Here is a 25,286-nt window from a genome sequence, read left to right on the forward strand (position 1 = left end):
CGCCGCGCGGTCCTAGTCTTCTTCTTCCTCGCTGGCGATCTCGCCGAGCACGCCTTCGCCCATGTCGGCGCTGAGCAGCTCCTCGAGCTCGCGCCTGGCTTCCTGCACCGACTGCTTCAGGGCGTCCTCGTCGTCGCGCACGTAGTACTGCGCCTGCAACACGCGTTGGTCGTGCTCGCGGAAACGCTGCGCGTGCTGGCTCGCGATTTCCGGCGCGATGCCCAGCTCCACCAGTACCTGCTCGCCGAGGAGGAGGCTGGAATGGAAGGTCTCGCGCATCGGTTTCGCGCCCAGGTCCATCAGCTCCCACGCGTGGCGGCGATCGCGGGCGCGCGCGTGCACGATCGCATCGGGATACAGGCGGCGGATGACTTCCACGGTGCGCATGTTGCGCTCCTGGTTGGCGATCGCGACCACGAACACCTTCACGCCCGCCGCGCCTGCCGAGCGCAGCAACTCGGGCTTGGTCGGATCGCCGTAATAGATCTGGTTGCCAAAGCGGCGCGAGAAATCGACCTGGTCGATATCGTCCTCGATCACGAGGAATGGCGTGCGATGCGCCGCGAGCAGGCGCGCGACGATCTGGCCGAAGCGGCCGAAGCCGGCGATCAACACCTGTGGGTGGTCATCTGGAATCTTGTCGAATGCGCGCTTCCTGCGCGCCACCGGATGCGCGGCCAGCGCGCGCGATAGCGCCTCCACCAGCAACGGGGTCAGTGCCATCGACACGCCGACCGCGGCGACCAGGCGATCGCGCAGGACATCGTCGAACAGGCCGGCCTTCTTCGCTTCGCCAAAGACCACGAAGGCGAATTCACCGCCCAGCGCGAGTACCGCCGCGAGTTGCAGCGCGCCGCGTTTGGTCAGTCCGCCCGGACGCAGGCCCACGGCGAACAGCAGCGCGAACTTGATCGCCATGAAGCCCATGACGACCGTGGCGATCAGCAGCGGCTCCTGCAGCACGCGACGCAGGTCGATGCTCATGCCCACGGCCATGAAGAACAAGCCCAGCAGCAGGCCCTTGAAGGGGTCGATCTGCGATTCGAGCTCGTGCCGGTATTCCGAATCGGCGAGCAGCACGCCGGCGAGGAACGCGCCCAGGCCCGCCGACAATCCCGCCAGCTCCATCACCCAGGCCGCGCTGAGGACCGTCAGCAGCGTCGCGCCGGTGAACACCTCCGGCGTCCGCGTACGCGCGACGAAGCGCAGGAAATGCCGCAGCACGATGCGACCGCCGATCACCACCGCGGCGATCGCCGCCACCGCCTTGAGGATGGCGATTCCGATCGGCTCGCTGGTCTGCGCATGCGCATGGCCCAGCAACGGAATCGCCGCAAGCAGCGGGATTGCGGCGAGATCCTGGAACAGCAGGATCGCGAAGGCGAGGCGGCCATGTTCGCTGGCCAGTGCCTTGCGCTCGGACAGCAGCTGCAGGCCCACCGCGGTGGACGACAGGGCGAGGCCGGCACCGGCGACCAGCGCCACCTTCCAGTCGAAGATGCTGGCGAGCGTCGCATCGCCCAGCAGTGTCGCGAGCCCCATGGCGGCCGCGGCGAGCACGATCCCGGTCGACAGCACCTGCGCGCCGCCCGCGGCGAAGACCGGCTTGCGCATCACCCGCAGGCGCGAGGGCGACAATTCCAGCCCGATCACGAACAGCATCATCACCACGCCAATCTCCGACGCGGTCAGCACCGGATCGGCGTCGCGGATGACGCGGATGCCGTGGGGGCCCAGCACCACGCCCGCGACGAGGTAGCCCAGCACCGCACCCAGGCCGAAACGCCGGAACACCGGCACCGCGATCACCGCGGCAAGCAGGAATACCAGTGCTAGTTCAAGGCCGCCGTGCATGGGGGACACCTCCGTTGCCGCGATTATGCCGCCGCGACGAGGTTATGCTGCGCCGGTTGCCACTTAACAGGGACAAGGAGAAGCAATGAAGATCCGCATTGGCGCAGGAGCGGTATTCGTCGCAATGTCATTGCTCGCCAGCGCCGCGGCCTTCGCCGCCGGCCCCGGAGCGGTGCGCAAGCAGATCGAAGCCAGCATGCTGGTCACCGGCAAGATCCAGGTCGACACCAGCGGCAAGGTGGCCGGTTTCTCGCTGGACGAAAAGGACAAGCTGCCCGAGGGCGTAGTGAGCCTCATCGGCACAGCGGTGCCGACGTGGAGGTTCGAGCCCGTGCTGATCGATGGCAAGGCGGCGAACGTAGCGACCGACATGAACATCCGGGTCGTGGCCAAGAAGGTCGACAAGGACAGCTTCACGATCACCATCCGCAGCGCCGGCTTTGGCGACAGGACGGGCAAGCCGGAAGAGCGCCCGCGCCCGGTCAGCATGGAGCCGCCGAGATATCCGGACAGCGCGGCGCGAAATGGCGTGTCCGGCACCGTCTACCTCCTGGTCCGCGCAGGGCGCGATGGCAAGGTCAGCGACGTGTTTGTCGAACAGGTGAATCTGAAGGCGGTCGCGGATGAGACGACGATGGCGCGATGGCGCCGCATGTTCGAGGACGCCTCGGTGTGGCAGGCCAAACGCTGGACCTTCGCCCCGCCCACCGAAGGCGACGATGCGCGATCCGACTTCTGGGTGCTGCGCGTGCCAGTGATGTTCTCTTTCGATGATCCGCGTAGCGCGAAGGCGGCTTACGGTCGCTGGGAAGCCTACGTTCCCGGTCCGCGCCAAGCCAACCCCTGGAAAGAAGACAAGGAAGGCGCGGCGTTCAGCCCCGACACGCTGGCGCCGGGCGGGGCCTATCTCGCGGGATCTGGCCTGAAACTGCTGACCCAGCTGTCCGAGAGCTGATCGATTACGGCCGCTCCGCGGCAACGCGCGAGCGGTGCATCATCGGCGTACCCATCCACCATCCGTTACCACGGGAAACACAATGCAGTCCAGCGGTTTGTCGTTCCATCATCCCATCGCCTTCTGGTTCGGCTGCACGCTGATCATCGCCGGCGTGTTCTCGCATGCACCGATGTTCCTGATGGGGCAGTACACGCACTGGCAGATGGTGGGCATGCCGATGGACAACTGGATGCTGGCCGGCATGGCCGCCATCCCGGTGGGCCTGGGTTTCGCCGCCTACGGCCTGATGCCGCGGCTGGCGTTGATGCAGCAGGCGCTGCATGGCGACGCGCGGCACCTGCACTTCCATATCGCCGACGGCGTGCCGCTCAACATCGAACACTGGAAGCTCGTCGGCGTGCTCGTTGTCGCGCTGGCGGTGGATGTGATGAAGCCGGCGACGCTCGGCTTCGTCATGCCGGGCATGAGCGCGGAATACGCGATCACCAAGCCGACCGCGAGCCTGCTCGCGCTGGTGGCGCTCACCGGCACCACGGTCGGTTCGGTGCTGTGGGGTCGCGTCGCCGACGGCTTCGGTCGCCGCGCCGCGATCCTGCTCGGCGCCCTGATGTTCATGGGCACCGCGATCTGCGGCGCGATGCCCTCGTTCGGCTGGAACCTGGCGATGTGCTTCCTGATGGGCGCATCCGCCGGCGGCCTACTGCCGATCACCTTCACCCTGATGGCCGAAACCGTTCCCGCCGCGCATCGCGGCTGGCTGCTGGTCGCGCTGGGCGGCATCGGTACCTCCGCGGGCTACCTGCTCGCGGCGGGCGCGGCGGCGACATTGGAACCGATGTTCAGCTGGCGCGTGCTGTGGCTGCTCGGACTGCCGACTGGCGCGATCATCCTGGTGCTCTACCGCTTCATTCCGGAGTCGCCGCGCTTCCTCTCCAACGCGGGCCTCGCCCACCAGGCGCGCGCGGTGCTGCGCAAGTTCTCCGGCCAGGCCGCCGATGCGCTCGAAATCGATGACGCCCAGCACCCCGGTGCGCCGAGGATCGACGACCAGCATCCGGTCACCGGCATGCGCCAATTGCTGCGCGGACGCCATGCACCGATCACCTGGGGGCTGCTGGTGTGCGGGCTTGCGTGGGGCCTGGCGAACTTCGGCTTCCTGCTGTGGCTGCCGGTTAATCTCACCGAACTCGGTGTCGATCCGAAGGCCGCGAGCCGCCTGCTGGCGAAATCGGCGCTCTACGCGCTGCCGGGGATCGCGGTGGTGATCTGGCTGTACCACCGCTGGAGCAGCTTCAAGTCGCTGGTGGTGTTCATCGCCCTGACCACGCTGTCGCTGCTCGCTTTCTTCGCGATGGGGATGCTGCAGATCCGCTCGGAGACGCTGACCATCGTCGCCACCGCCTCGCTGCTGATCAGCATCAGCGGTGTCATCGCGATGCTGATTCCGTATGCGGCCGAGATCTACCCCGTGCATCTGCGCGGCACCGGCTCGGGCGTGATCGCGGCGAGCTCCAAGTTCGGCGGCATCCTCGGCGCGGGCCTGGGCGTGCTCGGTTTCTTCAGCCACTTTGCGTGGTCCGCATTGCTGATCGCGGTGCCAATGGCGGTCTCGGGCGTGCTGCTGCTGCGCAGCGGAATCGAGACCCGCGGGCACCGGCTGGAAGAGATCCAGGACGCGTTGGCGGGCTGAGTCGGGGCGCGGGAGCAAGGCCTTCCCGCGCGCGGCGGCGCGTTTGACGGTGTCGCGGCGTGAAGATCGTCGCGGCGCCCTGTAATCGTTTGCACCCGCGCCGTGGACGACCGCAGTATTAGGCTGTCGTGATGCTTTCATCGAGTCCCGCGATGCGCAGCCCCGCTTCCCTGCTGGTCATCTTCGGCGCCACCGGCGATCTGGCGCAGCGGATGCTGTTCCCCTCGCTGTACGGATTGCAGGAAGACGTGCTGTGCCCGCAGGCGCTGCGCATCCTCGGCACCGGCCGCAGCGATATCGACACGACGGCCTTTCGTGCACTGGTCGCCGATGCGGTCCGTCGCAACACGCCAGCGGGCGAGTGCCACGAGGGCGCCTTGCAGGCGCTGCTGGAACGCATCGACTACCACGCCRCCGACGTCTCCAATGACGCCTCGCTGCAGGCGCTGGGCCAACGCATCCACGAACTGCGCGCCACGGCCAGCGGCGATGTCGTCTACCACCTCAGCACCGCGCCGCGCTTCTACGCGCCGATCTGCGAGGCGCTCGGGCGCAGTGGCCTCGCCGGGCCCGGCACACGCGTGATGCTGGAGAAGCCGATCGGCCACGACCTCGCCAGCGCGAGAGCGATCAACGATGGCGTCACCCGCGTCTTCGACGAGGAACGCGTGTTCCGCGTCGACCACTACCTGGGCAAGGAGGGCGTGCAGAACCTGCTCGCGCTGCGCTTCGGCAACGCCCTGTTCGAACCCTTGTGGAACGCGCGCCACATCCAGCAGGTGCAGATCACGGTGGCCGAGACCGTCGGCGTGGAAGGCCGCGGCGACTACTACGACCATTCCGGCGCGATGCGCGACATGCTGCAGAACCACATGCTGCAGCTGCTGTGCCTGACCGCGATGGAACCACCGGCGCGCTTCGAGCCGTCCGCGGTGCGCAACGAGAAGATCAAGGTGCTGCGCTCGCTGCGTCCGATCAGCCGCAACGAGGTGCTGACCGAGACCGTCGCCGGCCAGTACACCGCCGGCGCGGTCGATGGGAAAGTCGCGCCGGGCTACCTCGAGGAACTCGGTCGCCCCAGCCGCACCGAGACTTTCGTCGCCCTGCGCGCGCACGTCGACAACTGGCGCTGGTCGGGCGTGCCGTTCTACCTGCGCACGGGCAAGCGCATGCCCCGTCGCAGCACCGAGATCCACCTGCAGTTCCGCGCGGTGCCGCACTCGATCTTCTCCGGCGCGCAGGTCGAGCCCAACGCGCTGACCATCCGCCTGCAACCCGACGAGCGCATCGAACTCAAGCTGATGAGCAAGACGCCAGGCCTGGACCGTTCCGGGTTGCGGCTGTCGCAGGTCGCGCTCGACCTCGACATGCACGAGGAATTCGCCACCTTCCCGCGCCGTCCCGCCTACGAGCGGCTGTACCTGGACGCGCTCGAGGGCAACAGCACGCTGTTCGTGCGCCGGGACGAGACTGAAGCGGCATGGGAATGGATCGACGCCATCTTCGACGGCTGGCGCCACGCCGACGTCACGCCCCGGCCGTACCCTGCGGGCACATGGGGCCCGGCCGCCGCGGTGGCGATGGCCGAGCGCCACGGTCACAGCTGGCGCGAATGAACGCTGGCGCGCGCGGAGTGCGGTGATGGCCTGGATCGAACATCTGTACGTCGATGCCGACGCGCTGGCCGCGTCGCTCGCGGCGCGGCTGGAGGACATCGTGCGCGAAGCGATCGCCGCGCGCGGCCACGCGATGCTTGCGCTCGCTGGCGGACGCACGCCGTTACCCGCTTACCGCGCGCTCGCGGCGTGCGCGCTGGACTGGCACAAGGTCGTCCTCATGCCCACCGACGAGCGCTGCGTTCCGCACGACCACCCCGCCTGCAACCTGCGCGAGATGTGTGCTGCGTTCGCGCCGGCCGAGGGCGCGCGCTTCGCTTCGCTGACCGTCGACGACGGCGATCCGGAGCGTTCGCTCGCGCAGGCACGCACGCTGCTTTCGCAGCACGCCGGCGCCTTCGATGCGGTCGTGCTGGGCATGGGCAACGATGCGCATACGGCGTCGCTGTTCCCCGGCGCGGAACGGCTGGCGGAAGCGCTCGACATGGCCAAGCCGGTCGATGCGTGCCGGATCGATCCACGACCGTTGCCGGCGGAAGCGCCATTCCCACGCATCACCCTGTCGGCCGCGCGCCTGCTGCACGCGCGTAGCATCCACCTGGCCGTCACCGGCGAGGGCAAGCACGCCGTGCTGCGCGAGGCGCAGGCGACGCACGACCCGCTGCGGCATCCGGTCGCTGCGATCCTGCATGCGCCCGTGACCGTGCTCATCCATTGGAGCGAATGATGTCGCTGCATCCCGTTCTCGAACGCGTCACCCGCCGCATCGCCGAGCGCAGCCACGCAACCCGCACGGACTACCTGGCGCGCATGGACGCCGCGCGCGAGTCCGCGCCCGCGCGCGCGCGCCTGGGCTGCGGCAATCTCGCCCACGGCTTCGCCGCCGCGGGCGAAGACAAACCCCGGTTGCGCGGCGCGCGCGGCGGCAACATCGGCATCGTCACCGCTTACAACGACATGCTGTCGGCGCACCAGCCGTACGAACCGTATCCGAGCCTGATCCGCATGGCGGCGCGCAATGCCGGCGGCAGCGCGCAGGTCGCCGGCGGCGTGCCTGCGATGTGCGACGGCGTGACCCAAGGCCGCACCGGCATGGAGCTGTCGCTGTTCTCGCGCGACACCATCGCGCTCGCCACCGCCGTATCGCTCTCGCACGACATGTTCGACGCGGTGCTGTGCCTGGGCATCTGCGACAAGATCGTGCCGGGCCTGCTGATCGGCGCGTTGAGCTTCGGCCACCTGCCGGTGATCTTCGTGCCCGGCGGGCCGATGCCGTCGGGCCTGCCGAACAAGGAAAAGGCGGCGGTGCGCCAGCGCTACGCTGAAGGCAAGGCGACGCGCGAGGAACTGCTCGAAGCCGAGTCAGCGTCCTACCATTCGCCCGGCACCTGCACCTTCTACGGCACCGCCAATTCCAACCAGATGCTGATGGAGGTGATGGGCCTGCACATGCCCGGCAGCGCCTTCGTCAATCCGCACACGCCGTTGCGCGATGCGCTGACCGTGGCGGCGACCGAGCAGGCCCTGCGCATCACCGCGCTGCGCGAGGCCGGCGTCCCCGATGATGGCGGCTCCGATAAGGGCGTCTCCGATAACTATCGCCCGCTCGCGCGCACCATCGACGAGAAGGCGATCGCGAATGCGATGGTCGGCCTCGCCGCGACCGGCGGCTCTACCAACCATGCCCTGCACCTGGTGGCGATGGCGCGTGCGGCGGGCCTGATCATCGACTGGGACGATCTCGACGAACTCTCGCGCGTCACCCCGTTGCTGGCACGCGTGTATCCCAACGGCAGCGCCGACGTGAACCACTTCCACGCCGCCGGCGGCATGGGCTTCGTCATCCGCGAGCTGCTCGATGCCGGCCTGATGCACGGCGACCTGCGCTGCGTGCACGGCGGCGACCTGCGCCAGCAGATGCTCGAACCCTGGCTCGACGGCAGCCAGCTGCGCTGGCGCGATCCGCCGCCTCAATCGCGCGACGCCACGGTGGTGCGGCCGGCGGCGGAGCCGTTCGACAGCGAGGGTGGCCTGCGGCGCCTGCAGGGCAACCTCGGCCGCGCCATCGCCAAGATTTCCGCGGTGGCGCCGGAGTTCCGCGTCATCACCGCGCGGGCGAAAGTGTTCGACACCCAGGACGCATTGCTCGATGCGTTCAAGCATGGCCGGCTCGAAGGCGATTTCGTCGCCGTGATCCGTGGCCAGGGGCCGCGCGCCAACGGCATGCCGGAACTGCACAAGCTCACGCCGCCGCTGGCGGTGCTGCAGGATCGCGGCCAACGCATCGCGCTGCTGACCGACGGGCGCATGTCGGGCGCATCGGGCAAGGTGCTCGCGGCGATTCACGTCTCGCCGGAAGCCGCCGATGCCGGTGCTATCGCGCGCATCCGCGACGGCGACATGCTGCGCATCGACGCCGAAGCGGGCACGATGGATGCGCTGGTCGACGCGGCCGAGTGGAACACGCGCACGCCGGAACTCGCATCGCTGCAGGGCAACCGCACCGGTCTCGGGCGCGAACTGTTCGCACTGATGCGCACGCAGGTCGGCACGGCGGAACAGGGTGCGTGCAGCCTGTTCGTGGCGGAGGCGCCATGAACGACGCTTCCCGCCCGCTCGCGCTGATCGCCGACGTCGGCGGCACCAATGCACGCTTCGCCCTGACCGATCCGGCCTCACCCAAGGCCGAGATCATCGAGCCGCGCTCGCTGATCAACGCCGAATTCGCCAGCCTGCAGCACGCGGCCGAACACTACCTCGCCGAGGTCGGAGCACACCCGCGCAGTGCGGCGATCGCCGTGGCGTCGCCCGTGCACGGGGAGGAGATCCGCCTGACCAACCGGGCCTGGTCGTTCACCCGCAGCGAACTGAAGCAGGCGTTGGGCCTGCAACAACTGTCCGTGATCAACGATTTTGGCGCAGTGTCGTGGGCGATCCCGGCGTTGCAGTCGACGGAATACGTCACCCTGCACGGCCGCGACGACGCGCCGCTGCGTGGGCCGGTAAGTGTGATCGGCCCGGGCACCGGCCTCGGCGTCGCGTTGCTGATCGGCGACGCGCAACGCGGTTGGGACGTGGTGGAAACCGAAGGCGGCCACGTCAGCTTCGCCCCGCTCGGCGACGAGGAGCAGACGATCGCGCGCTGGCTCACCGCGCGTTTCGGCCGCACCTCGACCGAGCGCGTGCTGTGTGGCGCGGGCCTGTCGCATATCGATGCGGTCCTGCGCAGCAACGGCAATGCGCCGCATGACGTGGCGCTGCGCGGTTTCGAGATGCGCGAGCCTGCCGAGATCGTCAAGGCCGCGCTCGAGGGTCACGACGTGGTCGCACGCCGGGCGCTGGCGCGGTTCTGCGCGGTGCTCGGCAGCGTCTGCGGCGACACCGCGCTGATCCATGGCGCGCGCACGGTGATGATCGCTGGCGGCATGGTGCCGCGCTTCATTCCCTTCCTGCGCAGCAGCGCGTTCCGCGAACGCTTCCTCGCCAAGGGCCGCTTCGCCCCGTATCTCGAATCGGTGACGATCCGCGTCATCACCCACCCCAATCCCGGCCTGCTCGGCGCGGCCGTCGCCGCGCGCGCGGCCCTGCAGGCGGAGGCGCCGCGATGAACACCCCCATGGAGCTGCATGCCCAGCGCATCGACCAGGTGCTGGCACGCGCGCCGGTCGTGCCAGTGCTCAGCATCGCGCGCGTCGAGGATGCAGTGCCGCTCGCCCGCGCGCTCGTCGACGGCGGCCTGCCCGTGCTGGAAGTGACACTGCGCACTGACGCCGCGATCGGTGCGATCCGTGCGATCCGCGAGCAGGTGCCCGGAGCGAGCGTCGGCGCCGGCACCGTGCTGAGTGCGCGCGATCTTTCCGCCGTCGAAGCCGCCGGTGCGCTGTTCGCGATCTCGCCCGGCGCCACCGACGCCCTGTACGCCGCGGCCAGCGATGCGCGCATCCCGCTGCTGCCCGGCATCGCCACCGCCAGCGAACTGATGCACGGACTGGAGCTTGGCTACCAGCGCTTCAAGTTCTTCCCCGCCGAATCCAGCGGCGGCATCGCGGCGCTGAAATCCTTCGCCGGGCCATTCGCGCAAGCCAGGTTCTGCCCGACCGGCGGCATCGACGCTGCCAAGGCGCCGGCGTACCTGGCGCTGCCCAACGTGATCACCGTGGGTGGTTCGTGGATGGTGCCCGCGGACGCCTTGGCTGCGGGCGACTGGCAGCGTGTTGCCAACCTCGCACGCGAAGCGGCGGCGTTGCGTCGGCCCTGAGCGGCGGCGTTAGACACCCTAAAAAAAGAAAAGCCCCGCCATGGCGGGGCTTTGCATGCCACCGCCGCCACGTGCGATGCGTGGCGGGTATCGCGTTCTTTCGTGGGCGAACGCGGCGATGACCGCTCAGTCACCAAAAATAAAAAGGCCCTTGCCGGCGGTCAACGCAGGCAAGGGCCCAAGGTCCAGCGGAGGCCCGTGGATCTGGTTGGTTAGAACTTGTAGTTCACGCCGAACAGCCAGGTCTTGCCCCACTTGATGTTCTCAAGCGGGCGATCCTTCGTGCCGGCGTAGGTCTGGTAGGAATCGTCGGTCAGGTTGCTCAGCTGCAGCAGCACGCTCAGGCCCTTGATGGCGTCATCGCCGAACGTGTAGCTGATCTGCGCGTCGACGATTTCCTCGCCCACCACGTAGCGCAGCGTCCGGTTGCCGGCGAAGTTGCCGATCTCACCGATGAAGTCGGAACGCTTGCGCCCACTGATGCGCGCCTCGAAACCCTTGTGCTCGTAGTAGGCGGTCAGGTTGTAGACCTCGTCCGACAGGCCGGGCAGGCTGATGTCGCCGCTGCCGACGCTGGAGGCGTTGTCCGGGTCGCGGATCTTGATGTTGCTGTCGTTGAAGCTGGCGCTGGCCACGATACCGAAGCCTTCCAGCGGCTGCCAGAACAGATCCAGCGGCAGCGATGCGGTCAACTCCAGGCCCTGCAGCATGCCGCCCTTGCCGTTCTGGGGCGCGGTGAACCTGCCGATGTTCTTCGCCGGCGCCGTGCCGGGCGGCGGCACATAGTCCGCCACGAATGCCGACCAGTCGTAGTTGTCTACCGTCTGCGTGAAGATGTAGGTGCGCAGGTCCTTGTAGAAGTACGCGGCGGCCAGGTAGGCCTTGGTGCCGAAATACTTCTCGTAGGAGATGTCGAACGCGTTGGCCTTCCACGGGTCGAGCTGGGGGTTGCCGCCGCTGCCGCCGGGTTCCCCCGTGGCGGTGTTGACGCCGAACTCGAGCGAGGCGCGCATCTGGTCGATGCGGGCACGCGCCAGCTGGCGGGCGAGGGCGACGCGCAGGGTCTGGTCGTGCGAGAACGAGAACGCCAGGTTCAGGCTCGGCAGCACGTCGGTGTAGGTCTTGCCGTCTTCGAACGGACGCACGTTGCTGCCGGCCGGCTGGGTGGCGTCCCAGTAGTTCGCCTTCGAGGACTGGTCGGTGTACTGGACCTGCACGCCGACATTGCCGCGTACCGGGACCGAACCCCATTCGGTGTCGATATTGGCCTTCGCGTAACCCGTGGTGATGCCTTCGTAGACCTTCCACGCCTTGGACACGAGATAGGAGGCGTCCGAGTTGGGCGCGAAGACCATGTAACGGTCGACCGCGCCCGGCACGTTCCACGACGGGACCATGCCGACGCCAGCGAAGCCGAGATCCACCAGTCCGTATTGCAGGTCCGGCGCGATGGTGGTGATGCCCTGTGGGCCGAGGGTGATGTTGCCTTCGGGCTGCTGCTTGTACTTCTCGCGGTCGGCGTAGTTCAGGCCGACGTCGATATCGGAGAACCAGTCCAGGGGCGAAGGCAGCGAGGCGTCAAGCCGGTAGCTCCAAAGCTTGTCCTCGACCTTCGGCACCTTGCCATACCCGGAGCCATAGATCGTGTTGGACAGGAACAGCGCATTCGGATTGGAGTAATCCCGTCCGGGCACCAGCTGCGAGAAACCGTTGCTGCGGAAGGACAGCGCCACCGAGTCGAGCTGCGGCGCGGGCAGTAACTGCGTGTTGTTCTCCAGGTTGATCTCGTCGCGATTGGCCTTGGAGTAGCTGATGTCGGCATTGACCTTGGCCGGGCCGACATTGAACTCGTTGTTCCAGCCGAACGCGTCGATCTTGTCTTCGCGCTTGTTGTACATGCCGCGGACCAGCGGGTACACGTTGTTGGCGACACCGCCGGTGAAGGTGTTGTTGTCGTTGATCGTCACGTTGGTGACGTTCAGGCCCGGCGAGTAGCCGCCGTTGTAGCCGCCGATGTGCACTTCGAACTGGTTGGCGGTGTCCTCCTGCTCGGCTTCGGTGTGGAACAGGTCCAGGGTGCTGGTCCAGTCGTTCGACGGACGGAACTGCAGCGTCGCCATCACGGCGTCGCGCTTCACGTCGCCGGTGCGGCGCAGGGCCTTGGCACCGTCCGAGTAGAAGGTGCCCGCAGGTACGCCGGGACGCCAGCCGACCCCGATCGCCTGCCAGGGTTCGTACAGGCCTACCTGCTGCTCCTGGATCGGCAGCTCGGAATGCGAGTAGCCCAGGGACAGGCCAATGGTCCGGTCGGCGAACTGGTCGATGTAGCTGACATTGACGCGGTTGCCATAGGCCGAGGCGTTGGCCGCCGCGTCGAGCGAGTTGTGCTGGCCACGCGCGCTGACCGCGATGACGCGGTCTTCGAAGCTCAGCGGCCGCACCGTCTGCATGTCGATGGTGCCGGAAAGGCCCTGGCCCACCAGCCCGGCATCCGGCGTCTTGTACACCGTGACGCCGCTCATGAGTTCCGACGGATACTGGTCGAATTCCACGCTGCGGTTGTCGCCGGTGCTAACCAGTTCGCGGCCGTTGAGGAGCGTGGTGGCGAAGTCGGGCGACAGGCCGCGTACGCTGATGACCTGGGCGCGGCCGGCAACGCGCTGCGCGGCCAGGCCAGGCAGGCGGGCGAGGGATTCGGCGATGCTGACGTCGGGCAGTTTGCCGATGTCCTCCGCCGAAACCGATTCCACGATCGAGGTGGACTCCTTCTTCTTCGAGATCGCGCTCTCGATGCCCACGCGGATGCCGGTCACGGTGACCGTGTCGAGCGTGGTCGCTTCGTCCTGCTTCTGTTCCTGCGGTTGCTGTGCCTGCGCTTGCGCGCCAGCAGCGAGCATCATCGTGGCCGACGCCAATGCGACGCTCAGCAGATTTCTCTTGAACTGCACCATCACTCCCCCTCCGGAATGAAACTTTCTAATTAGTCGTCTGCGGTACACGTGTCACCACGGGTCCACGAGTCTTACGTACGGCCCCAAGTGGTTGCCCCGAACGCAGACCGATGGTAGTCCGGGGCGCAGCCGCACAATTTCCCTTGCATACGTATTCATCTGGCCGCGCGGAAAGAGCCTGACGCGGCGGCGCTGCGGTTGCAGGCAGTCCTTCCACCGGGGCGACGACCGTGTCGGCGGATTGCTGGGCAGGGCGCGGGCGCCATCGTAGTGGCAGATCCGGAACCCGATCACACTTCGTCGCCGCCAACCGCTGCATACGTATTCAGTCGGACGCGCCGCGATGCGCGTGCGCATGATCGCCGGATGGCCGCGCTTCGCGGCAGCTGGCACGGAACCTTGGGAGGGGTGATGAGCAGCATCGAGACGATGGTGGGTGGTCAGGAACAGCACGCGACGCTCCGCGTCCTGCTGATTTCGGCGGCGGCGGCGCTGGGCGGCTTCCTCTTTGGTTACGACACCGCGGTGATCAACGGCGCGGTGGACGCGATCCGCGGGAGCTTCGGCCTGAGCGCGGCGGCCACGGGGTTTGCGGTTTCCTGCGCGTTGCTCGGCTCGGCGCTGGGCGCCTGGTATGCGGGCCCGCTGGCCGACCGCCATGGTCGCGTGCAGACCATGCGCGTGGCCGCGGCGCTGCTGGCGATCAGCGCGGTGGGCGCCGGCTTCGCCTTCGGCGTGTGGGACCTGATCCTGTGGCGCGTCGTGGGCGGCATCGGCGTGGGGGTCGCCTCAGTGATAGCGCCGACCTACATCGCCGAGGTCTCGCCGGCGCACGTTCGCGGCCGTCTCGGTTCGCTGCAGCAGCTGGCGATCGTGCTGGGCATCTTCGCCTCGCTGCTCAGCGATGCGTGGCTGGCGGGCGCCGCGGGTGGCGCGTCACAGCCGCTGTGGTTCGGGCTGGAGGCCTGGCGCTGGATGTTCCTGGTGGCGCTGGTGCCCGCGCTGGTCTACGGGGCGCTGGTGTTCGGCGTGCCCGAATCGCCGCGCCACCTGGTGGCGAAGGGCCGCCTGGCCGAAGCGCGCGGCGTGCTGCAGCAGGTGCTCGGCTTGCGCGATCCGGCCAGCCTGGACAGCAAGCTCCATGACATCGAGCACAGCCTGCGCCGGGAATACCGGCCAACGCTGCGCGACCTGCGCGGTCCGCGCGCCGGCCTGCTGCCGGTGGTGTGGATCGGCATCCTGCTGTCGGTGTTCCAGCAATTCGTCGGCATCAACGTCATCTTCTATTACTCCTCGACGCTGTGGCACTCGGTGGGCTTCAGCGAAGCGGATTCGTTCTCCATCACCGTCGCCACCTCGATCGTCAACGTGCTAGTCACGCTGGTCGCGATCGCGCTGGTCGACAGGCTCGGGCGCAAGCCGTTGCTGGTGGTCGGCTCGGCCGGCATGGCGCTGACCCTCGCACTGATGGCCGTGTGCTTCGCCCACGCGACAGGTACCGGCGCGCAGTTGATCCTGCCGGGCGCGTGGGGCATGACTGCCCTGGTCGCGGCGAACGCCTACGTCGTGTTCTTCGGCCTGAGCTGGGGACCGATGGTGTGGGTGCTGCTGGGCGAGATGTTCCCCAACCGCATCCGCGCGATCGCGCTGGCGGTGGCCGCATCGGCGCAGTGGCTGGCCAACTTCCTGATCACTGCGACTTTCCCCTCGCTGGCCGAAATCGGCCTGACCTTCGCCTACGGCCTGTACGCCACCTTCGCGGTGCTGTCGCTGGTGTTCGTGCTCCGCGCCGTGCGCGAGACCAAGGGCATGGAACTGGAAGCGATGCGCGACTGAAGGTGTGCCATCGCCCGGGCAGGCACGCCTGCCCGGGGATCATTCACTTGCCGAGCAGGAATTCCAGAGGCACCTCGACGCGGGCGCTCCATGCCCGCTCGGAGTGCTCCGCGCCTTCGAACACGCGCGTGCTGAAGTTGCGGCCTTCGACATAGCCGTGCGTGCGCACGATCGCGTCGACGCGTTGCTGGAAGGGCGCGTACTGCGCGTCGAGCGTGGCGGTGCCGTGGTCGAAATACAGCCGGTGCGTGCGCGGATCGGGCAGGTGGGTGCCCAGCCAGTCGATCATCACGCCGTTGCCGATCGGCCAGTGCGTCGACACCGCGCCGACGCCGCCGAATACGTCCGGATATTCCGCGGCGGCATACAGCGAGATGAGGCCGCCCATGCTCGAGCCCATGACGAAGGTGTCGTCGCGGCCACGGCGCGTGCGGTAAGTGGCATCGATGAAAGGCTTGAGCTCGTGGACGACGAAGTCGAGGTACTGGTCGGACACGATGCTGGAAGCGGGCAGGTCGCCCATGCCTTCGACGCCGATGGCGAGTGACGTGCCGGTCACCGGCTTGCGCGGCATGTACTCCTGCAGGCGCAGCGGCGTGCTCCAGACGCCTATGACTATCGCCTCGCGCACGCGGCCCTCGGCGATCAGCTTCGTCATCGCCTCGTCCACGCCCCAGTCGGTGTGCGAGTAGAACGAAAACGCGGGATCGAACAGGTTCTGGCCGTCGTGCATGTACAGCACCGGATAGCGCTTGTGCGGATGCGCGGCGTAACCCGGTGGCAGCCACACGTCGACAATGCGGGCGGCGACATGCGCGGACGGGAAGTCCTGGTAACCCTCGACCGTGCCGGTGGCCGTGATGCCTGGCGCCCGCACCGCGTAGGCCCAGCGCAGGAAGCCGGGCAGCATCCTGGCCCACGACGCCTGGTTGTGCTGGCCGCCGTCGAGCACGGCGAGGGCGACCTCGCTGCGCGCGGGATGCGCGGTGTAGTCGAGGTTCACGCTATGGCCGAGCTGGCGCAGGCCCTTGGCTTTCACCTCGTCGCCGACGCGCCAGCCGTCGATCAGGTCGCGGGTGTCGTCGAGCGCGTCGTTGATGCCGTCGCCATCGCGGTCGTCGGTTTCCTCGTTGGTGCCGACGGCGAAATACTGCTGCAGTCCCCAATGAGGTGCGCTGCTTGCGACCATCTGCTGCGCCACCCGCGTGCGCTGTACGGCCTGGGCGTCGCCACGCTCGGCCGAGAGCCAGAACGAGGGCGAAAAAGCGCCCACGCGCGCGAACAGCTCCGGATACTGCCAGCCCAGGTTGAACGCATTGAGCGCGCCCAGCGACCAGCCCAGTACCGCGCGCGCGTCCGGGGTGGTGCGCGTGCGGTAGCGTGCGTCGATCGTCGGCACCACCGTCTTCGCCAGCCATTCCGAGTACGCGTGCGCCTGCGTGCCCACCGGTCCGTACTTCGTCACCGCGGGCAGGCTGCGCGCCTGCGCGCGGTCGGACAGGCCGTAGGCGCCCATGCGGTCGGGCGGCATGTCGATGGCAACGACGATGAGCGGACGGATCTCCTTCTGCGCATACAGCGCGGCGAGCGTGGCCTGCAGGCCGACCGCTTCCATGTCCTGGCCGTCGTTCGCGTAGAGCACGGGATAACCGATCGCGGCGTGGGGGTCGTAATCCGGCGGCAGGTACACGCGCACGCGCAATGGCGCAGGCGCGACGCCCGGGGCATCAAGCTGCAACGTGTCGACCTTCGAGCGTTGCGCGATGTCTTCTGGCGCCACCGTGGCCGCCGGCGCGACATGGGCACAGCCGCCGCCCAGCAATGCGGCAAGGAGAAGAACGGCGGAGCCGACGCGGGCAGGGTTCACGCGGGTTTCCTTCGACAAGTGAAGCAGTACAGGTCAGGGTTGAACATCGCTCGCGCCGTCACTTCTTCCCGGGCAGGAAACGGATCGCCGCGCCACCGCCCGCGCCGAGCTTCAGCGTCAGCGTGTCGCCGCGCGTGACCTTGCGCGTCTCGCGCACGAAGGCGAAGGGGTTGGTCTTCCAGTCCGCGCCGTCGCCATCGCGGTAGATCTGCGCGACGTAGGTGCGCCCTGCATCGAGGAAGTCCAGCGACACCTGCAGCGTGCGCGCGTTCTCGTCGGTCACGCTGCCCAAGTACCAGTCGGCGCTGTTGCGATCCTTGCGCACGATGGTCGCGCAGTCGCCGACTTCGCCGTTGAGCACGTGCGTCTCCTGCCAGTCCACGGGCACGTCGCGGATGAACTGGAACGCGTCCATGTGCTGTTCGTAGTGCTCGGGCAGGTCCGCAGCCATGTGGATCGGGCTGTACAGCACCACGTAGTCGGCGAGCTGGCGCGCCATGGTGTTCTGGATCGCCTGGCCATTGCGGCCCTTGAGGCTGAGCACGCCCGGAGTGAAATCCATCGGGCCGGCGAGCATTCGGGTGAAGATCAGGTTGGGCTCGTGCTCGGGCGGATTGGGCGGAGTGCCCCAGGCGTTGAATTCCTGGCCGCGCGCGCCTTCGCGCGAGACCCAGTTCGGATACGTGCGGCGCAGGCCGGTGTCCTTGATCGGCTCGTGCGTGTCGATGGCGATGTGGTGCTTCGCCGCCTCCTGCACCACGCGCAGGTGGTGGTTGCTCATCCACTGGCCCTCGTGCCATTCGCGCACCACCGGGCCGCCGTCGGCGTCCTGCCGCTCGATCTGGCCGGCGTCGCAGACGTACCCGGTCTTCACCGCGTCGATGCCCAGGCGCTGGAACAGCGCGAACGCCGCGCCCATCTGCCGCTCGTAATGACTGACCGCGCAGGCGGTCTCGTGGTGGCCGATCAGGTGCACGCCTTTCGCCTTCGCATACGCCGCGAGCGCTGCGATGTCGTAATCCGGCGTCGGTTTGCTGAAGTCGAAGTTCCAGCCGTTGGCGAACCAGTCGCCGTCCCAGCCCACGTTCCAGCCTTCCACCAGCACGCCGCGGAAACCGTATCTGGCGGCGAAGTCGATGTAGCGCTTCGTGTTCTGGGTGGTGGCGCCGTGCCTGGGTCCGGTACCCCAGGTCTGCTCATCCAGGTGTAGCGACCACCACACACCGACGTACTTGGACGGCTTGAACCAGCTGACGTCGCCGAGCTTGTTGGGTTCGTTGAGGTTGAGGATCAGGTTCGACTCGACCAGCCCGCCGGCGCGGTCGGCGATCTGGATGGTGCGCCATGGCGTCGCGAACGGCGTGTGGCGCACGACCTTGGCCCCGTCGGTTCCGGGCGTCAGCATCGCGCGCAGCCGGCCGCCTTCGCCCTTCGCCAGGTTCATGCCGGCGTAGTCCACCAGCGCGGCCTCGTGCACGGTGAGGTGGGTGCCGTCGGCGGTGCGCAGGGTGATCGGGGTCTGCGCCACGCCCACTTCCGCCAGCGGCGTGCGGTTGTACAGGTATTCCTCGCGGTTCCATTCGAACGCGGGCAGCCACCACGCGGTCGCCGGCTGCGCGATGGCGAACTCGGTCAGCTCGTCCTGGATCTGGACCTCGTCCAGCGCCGGCTGTTTGGGCAGCTCATAGCGGAAGCCGACGCCGTCGTCGAACACACGGAACACCACGTCGAAGTGGCGGTGGTCGCGATCGCTCTCGACGAAGCTGGCGCGCAGTTCGTTGTAGTGGTTGCGGACGAAACGGCGTTCGCCCCACGGCTGCTCCCAGGTCTCGTCGAAGGCGCGTGCCGATTGCTGTTCGAGCTTGAGGTTGCGCAGCAGTTCGCGACCGTTGCGCAGGAGGAAGCCGAGCCGGGAGTCGCTGATCAGCGGCGTACCCTTGCGCGCCACGCGATAGGCGAGCCGGCCTTCGCCGTTGAGGTCCAATTCCACCTTCAACGCGCCGTCGGGCGATGCGACCGTGGCGACGGTTTCGGAATGGGCCGGAACGACCAGCGCCATCAGCAGGAGAGCGGGCAACACAACACGCATCGGAATTCCTTTGCAGATTTATCGGGGTTGAAACGCTTCACTCGACCACGAACACCACGGCCGTCCGCGGCGGCACCACGAAGCGGCCCTGGGGCGCATCGAAGCGCGCTTCCGCAGCGCGCCCGTCGGCTGCACTGGCGGCGCGCTGCACCGGATGCAGTACGTAGCGCTTGCCGGCTTCTTCCGGCAGCACAAGGGCCTGTGCCTGCGGTGACACGTTGATGAGGTACAAAACATCGCGGAAGTTCGCGCCGTCGTAGTCACCGCCGTCCAGGTGCGCCGCGATCACCAGCGGATTCTGGTCGCGGCCGGTGTTGCGGAAGCGCAGCCGCTGCTGGACCTCGGCGGCGGTGCGCAGGCGGAACAGGGTCGAGCTGGCGCGGATGCGCAGCAGGTCTCGGAAGCCGTCGCGCATGAACGCGATGTCGCCGGGCGTCGGCTTGATGGCCGCTTCGGCCAGCAGCGGCCGCAGCAGGTCCCAGTCCTTGCCGTTGTCGCTGGCTGGGGGCAAGCCACTACCGAAGAAGTTGTCGCGGTAGCTCCAGTCGAGCCGGTTGAACCAGTCGCCCGAATCGAAGCTGTTGCGGTCCAGCGACTTGGAACGCAGCACGTCCATGCCGGCATGGAAGTACGCCACGCCCTGGCTGAAGGCGACGAAGGCCGCGCCGAGCAGCTGCACGCGGGCCCGATCCGCCGGGGACGTATCGCGCGGCAGTTTCATCGCGTCGATGTCGAACAGGGTCTGGTTGTCGTGGTTCTCCACGTAATTGACCACTTCCGCGGGCTGCGCCGCGTAGCCGGCGGGCTGGCCCTTGTAGTCGATCTCGCGCAGCGGCTGCTCGTGGCCGTCGGCGGTTTGCAGGCGGTAGTCGCGCAGCGTGCCGGCGAGGCCGACGCGGGCGAGATCGGCGGCGCGCAGCAGGTCCGCGCGCGTGTGTAGGCCGGCGCTCAGCGCGTTGGGCGCGTAGAACAGGCCATTGAGATAGCCCTGCGTGGTGACGACCTCGGTGCCGCTGTCGCAGCAACCGCCACCGCGCAGCGCATCGCGGGCGCGGTCGCTGAAGGTGCCGATGCCCGAGTCCTGCAGCGACAACTGCGAGGCTTGGACGAAGCGCTTGCCGTCGGCGATCTCGCCGAAGTTCCAGCCTTCGCCGATCAGGTTGATGTGGCGGCCGGCGGCGGCATCGGCGCGTTGCTGCACCTGTTCCATCGCCGCGCGCGGCTGGTGGCCCATCAGGTCGAAACGGAACGAGTCGATGCGGTACTGCCGGGCCCACAGCGCCACAGAATCGGCCATCAGCCTGGCCATCATCAGATGCTCGGTGGCGGTGTTGGCGCAGCAGGTCGAGCGCTCCACCTTGCCGTCGGCATCCAGGCGCTGGTAGTAGCCGGGCACGATGCGATCGAGTACCGAACGCTCCTGCTGCCCCGCCACGGTGGTGTGGTTGTAGACCACGTCCATGCCCACGCGCAGCCCCGCCGCATGCAACGCCATCACCATCGCGCGGAACTCGCGGATGCGCACCGCGGCGTCGCCGGCATCACTCGCGTAGCTGCCCTCGGGCACGCTGTAGTGGTACGGGTCGTAGCCCCAGTTGAAGCAGTCGCGCGCGGCCTGCGCCATCGCCGCCGCCTGCTGCGCCTCGCTGTCCGGCGCCGCCGCGGGCACCGTGGGCGTGACGCAGCCGGACTCGGGAATGGTCGCGATGTCGAACACCGGCAGCAGGTGGATATCGCTGAGCCCGGCTTCGCGCAACGCGCGCAAATGGCGCATGCCGTTGGAGGCGGTATCGGTGAAGGCGAGGTACTTGCCGCGATGCTGCTGCGAAACGCTGGCATCGCCGATGGAGAAGTCCCGCACGTGCAACTCGTAGATCGACATGTCGGTCTGCGCTGCCAGCGGCGCGGGGCGCGGCGCGTCGTCCCAACCCGGCGGCTTCAATGCGGCATCATCGAGGTCGGCGATGTAGCTGCGCTTCGAATTGGTGGTGAGGCCGATCGAATACGGATCGGTGACGCGGTTGCGCACCAAGCCCAGGCCCGGCACGAACACGTCGACCAGGTAGGTGTAGTACTGCGTCCGCAAGTCGGCCGCGATGGTCGCGGACCATATGCCCGTCGTGGCATCGCGCTGCAATGGCGCGGTGCGGGTAGCCGGGCCCGTGCCGTCGCCGTAGAGGCACAGCGCCACGGCCTGCGCCGTCGGTGCCCACAACCGGAAGCCGGTGCGGGCTGCACCCGCCGACAATCCGAGCGTGGTGTCCCCGGCTGCGCGGGCGTACAGGCTGTCGAGTGCGCCCGGCGCCTGCACATGGGTCGCGTCCAGTACGCGGCCGGCTTCGTCTTCCTGCACCAGCAGCATCTGACCCGTCAGGAACTGCGGAACCTTGGCGAGGTCCTTGCGGGTGACCGCCAGTTCCACGCCGTCCGCAACGAAACCAAAGCGCTCGAACAACGATGCCGGCAAGGTATCGGGAACACCGACCTCGATGCTGCCGTCTGCGCCGCGCACCGGCTGGCCGCGTTCCGCGCGCAACCGCGCCTGCGCGGAGTGGTAGATCCGATAGCTCCCCGGGCCGTTCGACCCCGGCCACTTCAGGAACTGCGCATCGAGCCAGTACGCGCGCGCGTCGGCTTCGCTGCGTGCGATCGGTGCCAGCACCTTCGCATATGCGGCCGCGTCGCAATCGGCGTGCGCTGGTGCGCGCGCGTCGGCCCGGCCGGATGCGGCCAGGCCAAGCAGCAGGAGCGACACCAATCCCGGCATGAGGCCATGGCGATCAGGTAGCCACGCGCCCTTTCCCGATGACAGGAAAGGGGGCCGCGGGCGGGCCTTCTCAATCGAGCGTGGCGTAGAACGCGCCATGCGCGGGTAGCTGCAGCACGCCGCCGTCGACACGGCCGTTGGCGACGCCTGGCGCGGTGATCGCCTGCACGGGCACGTCGAGCGGCAACGGCACGTCGATCGCGGTGCCCGACAGGTTGAAGGCCACCAGCAGCCGCTGCGACTCGCATTCGCGCACGAAGGCCAGCACGGGCTCGGATGTATCGAGGAAATGGATCGCGCCCTCGCGCAGCGCCGGTTGCGTCCGGCGCCAACGCAGGAAGGCGCGTGCAGCGTTGAGCACCGAGTGCGGATCGGCATCCTGTGCGGAAACGTTGCGCGCGATGTGGTCGGCGGGAATCGGCAGCCACGGCTTGCCGTCGCTGAAGCCGGCCTGTGCCGTGTCGTCCCACGGCATCGGCGTGCGGCAGCCGTCGCGGCCCTTGAAGTTGGGCCAGAAGGTCTTGCCGTAGGGATCCTGCAGCGCCTCGTACGGCACGTCGGCCTCGGGCAGGCCGAGTTCCTCGCCCTGGTACAGGCACACCGAGCCGCGCAGCGAGCACACCATCGCCACCAGTTGGGCGGCGAACGTCCCGCTGGCGCCGGCGCCGCCCCAGCGCGTCACCGCGCGCCGCACGTCGTGGTTGGAGATCGCCCAGCACGGCCAGCCTTCCGTCATCGTCGCTTCGAGCCGTTCGACCGTGCCGCGGATGTAGGCGACGCTGAAGTCGTCGGTCAGCAGCTCGAAGCTGTAGCCCATGTGCAGGCGCTGGTCGTTGCAGTACTCGGTCATCGTCGCCAGCGAGTCCTCCGAGGAGATCTCGCCTAGCGTGGTCGCGTCGGGATAGCGGTCCAGCAGCGCGCGCAGCTCGCCGAGGAACTGCAGGTTTTCCGGCTGCGTGTTGTTGTGGTGGTGGTACTGGAACGCGTACGGGTTGTCGGGGCTGAAGCCGCGCCCGGTGCGCAGTTCCGCCGGCTTGGGCGGGTTGTCGCGCAGCTGCGCGTCGTGGAAGCAGAAGTTGATCGCGTCCAGGCGCAGGCCGTCGACGCCCTTGTCGAGCCAGAAGCGCACGTTGTCGAGCGTGGCGGCGCGCACGTACGGGTTATGGAAGTTCAGGTCGGGCTGCGAGGACAGGAAGTTGTGCAGGTAGTACTGGCCGCGCCGCGGTTCCCACGTCCACGCCATCCCACCGAACAGCGACAGCCAGTTGTTGGGCGGCGTGCCGTCGGGCTTCGCGTCCGCCCACACGTACCAGTCGGCACGCGCGTTGTCGCGGCTTTCGCGGCTCTGCCTGAACCACTCATGTTCCATCGACGTGTGGCTGAGCACCTGGTCGATCATCACTCGCAGGCCCAGCGCGTGCGCCTTCGCCAGCAGGCGTTCGAAGTCGGCCAGGGTGCCGAACAGCGGGTCGACATCGCGGTAGTCGGCGATGTCGTAGCCGAAGTCGGCCATCGGCGACTTGAAGAAAGGCGAGATCCAGATCGCGTCCACGCCGAGGCTGGCGACATGGTCGAGCCTGTCGACGATCCCGGGCAGGTCGCCGACGCCGTCACCGTTGGTGTCCAGGAAGCTGCGCGGGTAGATCTGGTAGATCACCGCGCCACGCCACCAGCGGTTCGTCGCCATCGGCCCTCGGCCCCAATTCCGTCACAGCCGCGACTATTCCACGCCGCGGTACCCGGCGAGCGGGCGCATGGTCACGGTGACGCTTGAATACGATTACATTTCATTGTGCAGTGCGGGCACTGACTACGATGCGTGCCTTCCAAAGTTCAAGGAAACCAGATGAAGCAAAGCGCCGCGCAGCAGGGTGGGGGCATCGCCCACGGGAAGCCGCAGTTGTCGTTCTGGCAGATCTGGAACATGTGTTTCGGCTTCCTCGGCATCCAGTTCGGGTTTGCGCTGCAGAACGCGAACGTCAGCCGCATCTTCCAGACGCTCGGCGCCGACATGGACACCCTGCCGGGCCTGTGGATCGCCGCGCCACTGACCGGACTGATCGTGCAGCCGATCGTGGGCTATCTGTCCGACCGGACGTGGACGGGACTGGGACGCCGGCGACCGTATTTCATGGTTGGCGCGGTGCTCGCGTCGATCGCGCTGCTGCTGTTCCCGAACGTGTCGGCGTTGTGGATGGCGGCGGGCCTGCTGTGGATGCTGGACGCGTCGATCAACATCTCGATGGAGCCGTTCCGCGCCTTCGTCGGCGACCAGTTGCCGGTACGGCAGCGCGCCAGCGGCTATGCGATGCAGAGCTTCTTCATCGGCGTGGGCGCGGTGGTGGCGAGCCTGCTGCCGTGGTTGCTGGCGAAGTACGGCGTGTCGAATACCGCAGGCCCGGGCGAAGTGCCCGATACCGTGCGTTATGCCTTCTATGCCGGCGGCGCCGTGCTGCTGCTCGCGATCGCCTGGACGGTGCTGCGCACCCGCGAATATCCGCCCGAGAAACTGCACGCGTGGGACGAGGCGCCACCGCTGGCGCGCCGGCCGCGCGATGCCGCACGCGTGCGCCGCAATGCCCTGGCCTGGCTCCTGGCCGGCAGCATCGGCGTCATCGCCGTGGCGCTGGGCGGTTGGGACCGGCAGCTGTACATCTTCGCCGGCCTGCTCACGGCCTACGGAGTCGCCTTGCTGCTGCGTTCGCTGCGGCAGGGCGAAGGCGCCTTCAGCCACATCATGGACGACCTCTACGACATGCCGCCGACGATGCGGCAGCTCGCCGTCGTCCAGTTCTTCTCCTGGTTCGCGCTGTTCGCGATGTGGATCTACACCACCGGCGCGGTGACAAGCGTGCATTACGGCAGCACCGACACGACCACGGCCGCGTACAACGAAGGCGCGAACTGGGTCGGCGTGCTGTTTGCCGCCTACAACGGCTTCGCCGCGCTGGCGGCGGTACTGATTCCGTGGATGGTGAAGCGCTGGGGCCTGCGCATCAGCCACCTGATCAACGCCACGCTCGGCGGCCTGGGCCTGCTGTCGTTCGCGGTCATCCGCGATCCGCAGTGGCTGCTGCTGTCGATGGTCGGCGTCGGCTTTGCCTGGGCCTCGATCCTGTCGTTGCCGTATGCGTTGCTGTCCGACAGCGTGCCGGCGCAGAAGATGGGCGTGTACATGGGCATCTTCAATTTCTTCATCGTCATCCCGCAGCTGGTCGCGGCGAGCCTGCTCGGCGTGCTGCTGAAGGTGTTCTTCGGCAGCCAGCCGATCTACGCGCTGGTGATCGGCGGCATCAGTCTGCTGGTGGCCGGGTTGTGCGTGCTGCGCGTGCGCGAGCCCGCGCCCAATGCGGCCGTCGCGGCGGCCAATCCGTGAGGAATCCGCACATGGAACGTCGCC

Annotated in this window: 15 protein-coding genes; 9 read left to right on the forward strand and 6 right to left on the reverse strand. The window is 67.9% G+C overall.

Annotated features, from left to right (window positions below; translation table 11 throughout):
- Positions 1 to 12 precede the first annotated feature (12 nt).
- Positions 13 to 1,854: a monovalent cation:proton antiporter-2 (CPA2) family protein gene (locus tag ACXJJ9_RS05555; RefSeq protein WP_457096235.1), complete on the reverse strand. Its 1,842-nt coding sequence runs from the start codon at positions 1,852 to 1,854 to the stop codon at positions 13 to 15.
- Positions 1,855 to 1,939: 85 nt separating this feature from the next.
- Here ACXJJ9_RS05555 and ACXJJ9_RS05560 point away from each other — a divergent pair, with 85 nt between their 5' ends.
- The 7 genes from ACXJJ9_RS05560 to ACXJJ9_RS05590 all read left to right on the forward strand — a co-directional run bounded on the left by ACXJJ9_RS05560 (position 1,940) and on the right by ACXJJ9_RS05590 (position 10,376).
- A complete protein-coding gene (locus ACXJJ9_RS05560) occupies positions 1,940 to 2,809 on the forward strand; it encodes an energy transducer TonB (RefSeq protein ID WP_457096236.1) in 870 nt (289 codons plus the stop codon).
- 82 nt (positions 2,810 to 2,891) lie between these two features.
- Entirely contained in the window at positions 2,892 to 4,502 is a 1,611-nt protein-coding gene (locus ACXJJ9_RS05565) for an MFS transporter (protein ID WP_457096237.1), read from the forward strand.
- Positions 4,503 to 4,654: 152 nt separating this feature from the next.
- Positions 4,655 to 6,118 (forward strand): glucose-6-phosphate dehydrogenase, encoded by a 1,464-nt coding sequence (zwf, locus tag ACXJJ9_RS05570; RefSeq protein ID WP_457096238.1) that lies wholly within the window; start codon positions 4,655 to 4,657, stop codon positions 6,116 to 6,118.
- A gap of 25 nt (positions 6,119 to 6,143) precedes the next feature.
- The gene (pgl, locus tag ACXJJ9_RS05575) at positions 6,144 to 6,845 is read left to right on the forward strand and encodes a 6-phosphogluconolactonase (RefSeq protein WP_457096239.1); all 702 of its coding nucleotides are present in this window, start codon (positions 6,144 to 6,146) and stop codon (positions 6,843 to 6,845) included.
- Complete coding sequence (gene edd, locus ACXJJ9_RS05580) at positions 6,845 to 8,716, forward strand: phosphogluconate dehydratase (RefSeq protein ID WP_457096240.1); 1,872 nt, start codon at positions 6,845 to 6,847, stop codon at positions 8,714 to 8,716. Before pgl ends, edd begins: the two co-directional genes overlap by 1 nt.
- Positions 8,713 to 9,726, forward strand: coding sequence for a glucokinase (gene glk, locus ACXJJ9_RS05585; RefSeq protein ID WP_457096241.1), 1,014 nt, complete (start codon positions 8,713 to 8,715; stop codon positions 9,724 to 9,726). Before edd ends, glk begins: the two co-directional genes overlap by 4 nt.
- Positions 9,723 to 10,376 (forward strand): bifunctional 4-hydroxy-2-oxoglutarate aldolase/2-dehydro-3-deoxy-phosphogluconate aldolase, encoded by a 654-nt coding sequence (locus tag ACXJJ9_RS05590; RefSeq protein ID WP_457096242.1) that lies wholly within the window; start codon positions 9,723 to 9,725, stop codon positions 10,374 to 10,376. The genes glk and ACXJJ9_RS05590 overlap by 4 nt, the downstream gene beginning before the upstream one ends.
- Before the next feature lie 212 nt (positions 10,377 to 10,588).
- On the opposite strand, the gene ACXJJ9_RS05595 is transcribed toward ACXJJ9_RS05590, so the two are convergent.
- Positions 10,589 to 13,327: a TonB-dependent receptor gene (locus ACXJJ9_RS05595; protein WP_457096243.1), complete on the reverse strand. Its 2,739-nt coding sequence runs from the start codon at positions 13,325 to 13,327 to the stop codon at positions 10,589 to 10,591.
- A 411-nt stretch (positions 13,328 to 13,738) separates the two neighbouring features.
- Between ACXJJ9_RS05595 and ACXJJ9_RS05600 the strand changes: the two genes are divergently transcribed.
- The gene (locus ACXJJ9_RS05600) at positions 13,739 to 15,163 is read left to right on the forward strand and encodes a sugar porter family MFS transporter (RefSeq protein WP_457096244.1); all 1,425 of its coding nucleotides are present in this window, start codon (positions 13,739 to 13,741) and stop codon (positions 15,161 to 15,163) included.
- Positions 15,164 to 15,206: 43 nt separating this feature from the next.
- On the opposite strand, the gene ACXJJ9_RS05605 is transcribed toward ACXJJ9_RS05600, so the two are convergent.
- From ACXJJ9_RS05605 to ACXJJ9_RS05620, 4 genes are all read right to left on the reverse strand, one after another.
- Positions 15,207 to 17,030, reverse strand: a complete 1,824-nt coding sequence (locus ACXJJ9_RS05605) for an alpha/beta hydrolase-fold protein (RefSeq protein WP_457096245.1) — start codon at positions 17,028 to 17,030, stop codon at positions 15,207 to 15,209.
- A 58-nt stretch (positions 17,031 to 17,088) separates the two neighbouring features.
- Positions 17,089 to 19,119 (reverse strand): glycoside hydrolase family 97 protein, encoded by a 2,031-nt coding sequence (locus ACXJJ9_RS05610; protein ID WP_457096246.1) that lies wholly within the window; start codon positions 19,117 to 19,119, stop codon positions 17,089 to 17,091.
- Positions 19,120 to 19,156: 37 nt separating this feature from the next.
- Complete coding sequence (pulA, locus tag ACXJJ9_RS05615; protein ID WP_457096247.1) at positions 19,157 to 21,886, reverse strand: pullulanase-type alpha-1,6-glucosidase; 2,730 nt, start codon at positions 21,884 to 21,886, stop codon at positions 19,157 to 19,159.
- 70 nt (positions 21,887 to 21,956) lie between these two features.
- Positions 21,957 to 23,573 carry an alpha-glucosidase family protein gene (locus tag ACXJJ9_RS05620; RefSeq protein ID WP_457096248.1) on the reverse strand — a complete coding sequence of 539 codons (1,617 nt, stop codon included), beginning with the start codon at positions 23,571 to 23,573 and terminating at the stop codon, positions 21,957 to 21,959.
- A 159-nt stretch (positions 23,574 to 23,732) separates the two neighbouring features.
- Here ACXJJ9_RS05620 and ACXJJ9_RS05625 point away from each other — a divergent pair, with 159 nt between their 5' ends.
- A complete protein-coding gene (locus ACXJJ9_RS05625) occupies positions 23,733 to 25,262 on the forward strand; it encodes an MFS transporter (RefSeq protein WP_457096249.1) in 1,530 nt (509 codons plus the stop codon).
- The last annotated feature ends 24 nt before the right edge of the window (positions 25,263 to 25,286 follow it).

Source organism: Lysobacter sp. P5_B9, assembly GCF_054049835.1.